Origin of the sequence: Staphylococcus sp. HMSC068C09, assembly GCF_001813735.1 — a bacterium.
In the GTDB taxonomy this organism is placed as follows: domain Bacteria; phylum Bacillota; class Bacilli; order Staphylococcales; family Staphylococcaceae; genus Staphylococcus; species Staphylococcus hominis.
In genome coordinates this window covers 1-4,342 of the sequence record NZ_KV813779.1, presented here as the reverse complement: position 1 = coordinate 4,342, position 4,342 = coordinate 1, and the positions used below count along the sequence as shown (strand labels likewise).

Here is a 4,342-nt window from a genome sequence, read left to right as displayed (position 1 = left end):
GCTTGGCTTACTTCATAGTCTGCTGCATCCATAATTTTTAAATCAGCTAACACTTTAGCATTATTAATATTTTCGTTTAAATGTTGAACAGCTGGTAATCCTTCATTAATAACGATAGGTGTACCAATTTCTACGATATCCACATATTCTTCAACTTTTTTAGCTAATTTTGCTGCTTCTTCTTTATTTAATAAATCGATTGCTAATTGTAATTCCAATTACAAACATCCTTTCATATCATAGTCGTAGTAGTATAAATACCCATGTTAAATATTTTTAAACCTTTAAATCACTTCAAATTATTTTCTTTCATTTATAAATAAATTGAGCATAGGTGTACAATTCGGTAGTTCTTTTTAGTAAAATAGATAGATACACACATTGTATGGTTGTAAGGAGTGAACGTGTTGGAACCTATTAAAACTGAAGAAGTACAACGATTGTTAACTACATTTGAAAACAAACCTGTCTATTTGCATGTTGAAACGACGAATGGTGCATATGCTAATCATTTTGATCAACGTGTGTTTAATGCAGGTACGTTTTTACGAAATATACAAGTCACATATGAACATGCGCAACTAAAGGGCGGAGATAAAGACCCATTTCGTGTTGGGTTGAAACTTCGTGATGGAGGTTGGGTATATGTGCAAGGCCTGACTCACTATGAAATCAATGATAATAATGAATTTTTAATAGCTGGATTTAATTACGAAGGACAGTTGGCTGCAACGATTGAAATCAGTGAACAGCCATTCACAGTATAGAGGAGGAAGATTCATGAAAGATGAAAACCATGTACTAATGATATTTCCACATCCCGATGATGAAACCTTCTCATCTGCTGGGACGATCGCAAGTTATATTGAAAACGGGGTGCCTGTCACTTATGCCTGTCTCACATTAGGACAAATGGGACGTAATTTAGGTAACCCCCCTTTTGCTACAAGAGAATCACTACCTTATATTCGCGAAAAAGAATTAGAAGATGCTATGAAAGTGATTGGTATTACTGATTTACGTAAAATGGGTTTAAGAGATAAAACAGTAGAATTTGAGCCACATGAGCAAATGGATGATATGGTAAAAACATTGATTGAGGAGACAAATCCATCAGTGATTATTTCATTTTATCCAAAATTTGCTGTACATCCAGACCATGAAGCAACAGCTGAAGCTGTCGTAAGAACAGTAGGACGTATGCCTAAAGAAGAACGTCCAAGACTTCAACTCGTAGCATTCAGTAATGATGCACCGGATATTTTAGGAGAACCTGATATATTAAATGACATTAGTCAATATAAAGAGATTAAATTAAAAGCGTTTGAAGCTCATAAATCTCAAACAGGTCCTTTCTTAAAACAATTAGCTAGCCCTGAAGTTGGCGGAGAAACACAAAATTTTCTAGAAGTCGAACCTTATTGGACGTATCATTTCGACAATTAAAATCATTAGAGGAGGTACAATAAACGAATGATTGAATTTGATTTATCTACTCGAGAAGGGCGCTGGAAACATTTTGGTTCAGTAGACCCTATCAAAGGTACAAAACCTACAACTAAAAATGAAATGACTGATTTACAAAGTACACATAAAAACTTCTTATTTGAAATTGAAGAAGTGGGTATTAAAAATTTAGTATATCCTGTTAAAATTGATCAATTTCAAACAGCAGGTACATTTAGTTTTTCAACAAGTTTAAATAAAGATGAAAAAGGGATTAACATGAGTCGTATCTTAGAAAGTGTTGAGAAACATTATAATAATGGTTTAGAACTGGATTTCGATACACTATATCAAGTATTACGTACATTACAAGACAATATGAAACAGAATGCTGCGGGAGTAGACGTTTCAGGTAAATGGTTCTTTGATCGTTATAGTCCTGTAACTCATATCAAAGCAGTGGGTCATGCTGATGTTACTTACGGTTTAGCAATTCATAAAGATCAAGTAACGCGTAAAGAACTTACCATCACAGCTACTGTAACGACACTTTGTCCTTGCTCTAAAGAAATTAGCGAATACTCTGCTCATAATCAACGGGGTGTTGTAACAGTAAAAGTGTATTTAGATAAAAATTCTGAAATGATAGATGATTACAAAGAAAAGATTTTAGATGCCATGGAAGCAAATGCAAGCTCTATTCTTTATCCAATTTTAAAACGTCCAGATGAAAAACGCGTAACAGAACGTGCATATGAAAATCCACGTTTCGTTGAAGATTTAATTCGTTTAATTGCTGCAGATTTAGTAGATTTTGACTGGATTGATGGCTTTGACATTGAATGTCGAAACGAAGAATCCATTCATCAACACGATGCTTTCGCAAGACTAAAATATAGAAAATAAATAATATCCCCTATATTTAGTGAACATATACACTAAATGTAGGGGATATATTTTATTTTTTAAAAGCTTTTTGAAATTGCACATAACCTGAAATATAATGTTCAATATCATCAATTCTAACTCGATATCCATGATGTTTGATAAAGAAACTACCCAGAATACGACTTGGATTTTTAAAATACATTGCTACTTCTGGATAGAAAAATCCAACACGTTGATAATCTGCCCTTGTATAAATCACATCAATCAGTTGTTGCTCATCTATTAAATGCTGAACGATATGTTCGAAACCTGTTTCCTTAGCTTTCTGTATTAATTTATAAGTTGCCATTAACATTTCCAAGAATGTTGGGAAAGTAGTTTCACGGTTTTTAATATAATTTAGATATGTATTCACATTTTTTATCCCAAATTCAAAATATTTTTCTTGAGGATTAATTTGAACTAATTCATTTGTACAATATCCTAACCAATGATCATGATATTGCCAATATTTTTTCTCAATGAAACGATCCATTAAATTTTCTACAGTTTTCAACCATAACTCATTTTTATCTCTTTGATATAGTCTCAACAAAGCAAGGGCTGCTTCGCCATCATAATAAATGATTCTGAATTTCTCTTTAACACTTAAATCAGGATAATTCAATAAGTGCGTCGTTTCATATGTATCTTCATCAATCATTGAAAGAATACCGTTCGCTACTTTTTGAGCAGCTTCAAGATATTTAGGATTATTCTCATATTTCAAATATTCACATACAGCGAATATAAATGAAGCATTTTGTCCCAATTTAATTTCATTAGTGTCTTCCGTATCATCATAGACATACGCTTTATCTTCAACTTCAAGTAATTGATTTGAAATAACATAATCAATTGCTTTTTCAACAGGTTGCAAACTTTCACCTAAATATGCTAATCCTTCTATTAAGGCATATGTAGAAGATGAATGTCTTAGTATATTATAAAACCCAATTTCATTATCAAAATGTGGGAAATACCCATAAATATATTTACCATTATCTAACAACATATTTTGTAAGAAATGAGTGCTGCTTTCAATTAATTGATCAATTTCACTCCCCAAATGATCTACTTTTCTTAAACCTTTTCTATAACCATTGTTGTATAGTTCATATACTTCTTCATTATCTATAAAGAAGCCTTGTGTATAAAATTTAACAACTTTTTTTTCGTCATAAAATTCACTTGAAAACGCCTTTTTGTTAGTCGTGTATTTACGTAAATAATTATTAATATTTTTATCAGAAAGAAATAGTTCTTTAGTTGTATTATCTGGTCGGACAAAAGCATTCGCATTAATTTCTTCAGGTAAAACGGCTAAATTCCATAGACTATCAAATGCGATACCAAAATCTACATAATTTCGTCGTGTATTAATTAACGCTTTTTTCAATTCTGTAAATTGAACTTTTTCAGTGGTTGTAACAATATCTAATTTAATCCACTCGGGAAATTGACCTGTTTTCTTTTTAAATTTAAGTGCTGATTTCGAAATATCTTGCTTAAGGTAATTCGTTTTTTTGAACAGTTTAACTTGAGCTTTGATGTTAGGTTTACCCAAACTTAAAAAAACATAATTATTCATTTCAATTTTATTATTTACTGCGGTTAATAATTTTTCTAATTTATATTCAAAATCCATAGTTTTCACCCTATTTATAATTATTTATCCTCTTTCTCTCAATTAATATCATAGTATTTAAAATAAAACCAGGCCTTGAAAGGCCTGGTTTTAAATTTCATTGTGTCAACATGAAATCTACTTATTATTTTTCATCATTATTTTCGTTTTTACGACGTCTGCCAACTAAGAATAATCCTCCAAGTGCAGCGAATAATGAACCAAATAATGTGCCATTATTTTGATTGTTATTACCAGTATCAGGTAATTCATTACTATTTGATTTATCTGCTTTATCATTATGAGCTTTATCTGCATCTGCGTCTGCATCTGAATCAGCAT

The 4,342-nt window shown here is 31.4% G+C and carries 6 protein-coding genes; 3 read left to right on the top strand and 3 right to left on the bottom strand.

Annotated features, from left to right (window positions below):
- A partial coding sequence (locus HMPREF2930_RS10700; RefSeq protein ID WP_176745781.1) for an orotidine 5'-phosphate decarboxylase / HUMPS family protein occupies positions 1 to 218 on the bottom strand: 218 nt, incomplete at its 3' end.
- Between the two features lie 186 nt (positions 219 to 404).
- On the opposite strand from HMPREF2930_RS10700, the gene HMPREF2930_RS10695 reads away from it, so the two are divergent.
- Genes HMPREF2930_RS10695 through folE2 form a run of 3 tightly spaced genes read left to right on the top strand, consistent with a single transcriptional unit; the run spans position 405 to position 2,352 of the window.
- Positions 405 to 767 carry a YojF family protein gene (locus tag HMPREF2930_RS10695; RefSeq protein WP_176745780.1) on the top strand — a complete coding sequence of 121 codons (363 nt, stop codon included), beginning with the start codon at positions 405 to 407 and terminating at the stop codon, positions 765 to 767.
- 13 nt (positions 768 to 780) lie between these two features.
- Positions 781 to 1,446: a bacillithiol biosynthesis deacetylase BshB2 gene (gene bshB2 / locus HMPREF2930_RS10690; protein ID WP_017176066.1), complete on the top strand. Its 666-nt coding sequence runs from the start codon at positions 781 to 783 to the stop codon at positions 1,444 to 1,446.
- Positions 1,447 to 1,473: 27 nt separating this feature from the next.
- Positions 1,474 to 2,352, top strand: coding sequence for a GTP cyclohydrolase FolE2 (gene folE2 / locus HMPREF2930_RS10685; RefSeq protein WP_017176067.1), 879 nt, complete (start codon positions 1,474 to 1,476; stop codon positions 2,350 to 2,352).
- A gap of 52 nt (positions 2,353 to 2,404) precedes the next feature.
- On the opposite strand, the gene HMPREF2930_RS10680 is transcribed toward folE2, so the two are convergent.
- Positions 2,405 to 4,021, bottom strand: a complete 1,617-nt coding sequence (locus tag HMPREF2930_RS10680) for a hypothetical protein (protein ID WP_017176068.1) — start codon at positions 4,019 to 4,021, stop codon at positions 2,405 to 2,407.
- 124 nt (positions 4,022 to 4,145) lie between these two features.
- Positions 4,146 to 4,342, bottom strand: a 197-nt coding sequence (locus HMPREF2930_RS10675) for an LPXTG cell wall anchor domain-containing protein (RefSeq protein ID WP_141751519.1), incomplete at its 5' end; no start/stop codon positions are given.

Bases quoted from the DNA above. Each gene is read 5' to 3' on its own strand.
- bshB2 (WP_017176066.1), top strand. From the start codon at position 781: ATGAAAGATGAAAACCATGTACTAATGATATTTCCACATCCCGATGAT.
- folE2 (WP_017176067.1), top strand. From the start codon at position 1,474: ATGATTGAATTTGATTTATCTACTCGAGAAGGGCGCTGGAAACATTTT.
- HMPREF2930_RS10680 (WP_017176068.1), bottom strand. From the start codon at position 4,021: ATGGATTTTGAATATAAATTAGAAAAATTATTAACCGCAGTAAATAAT.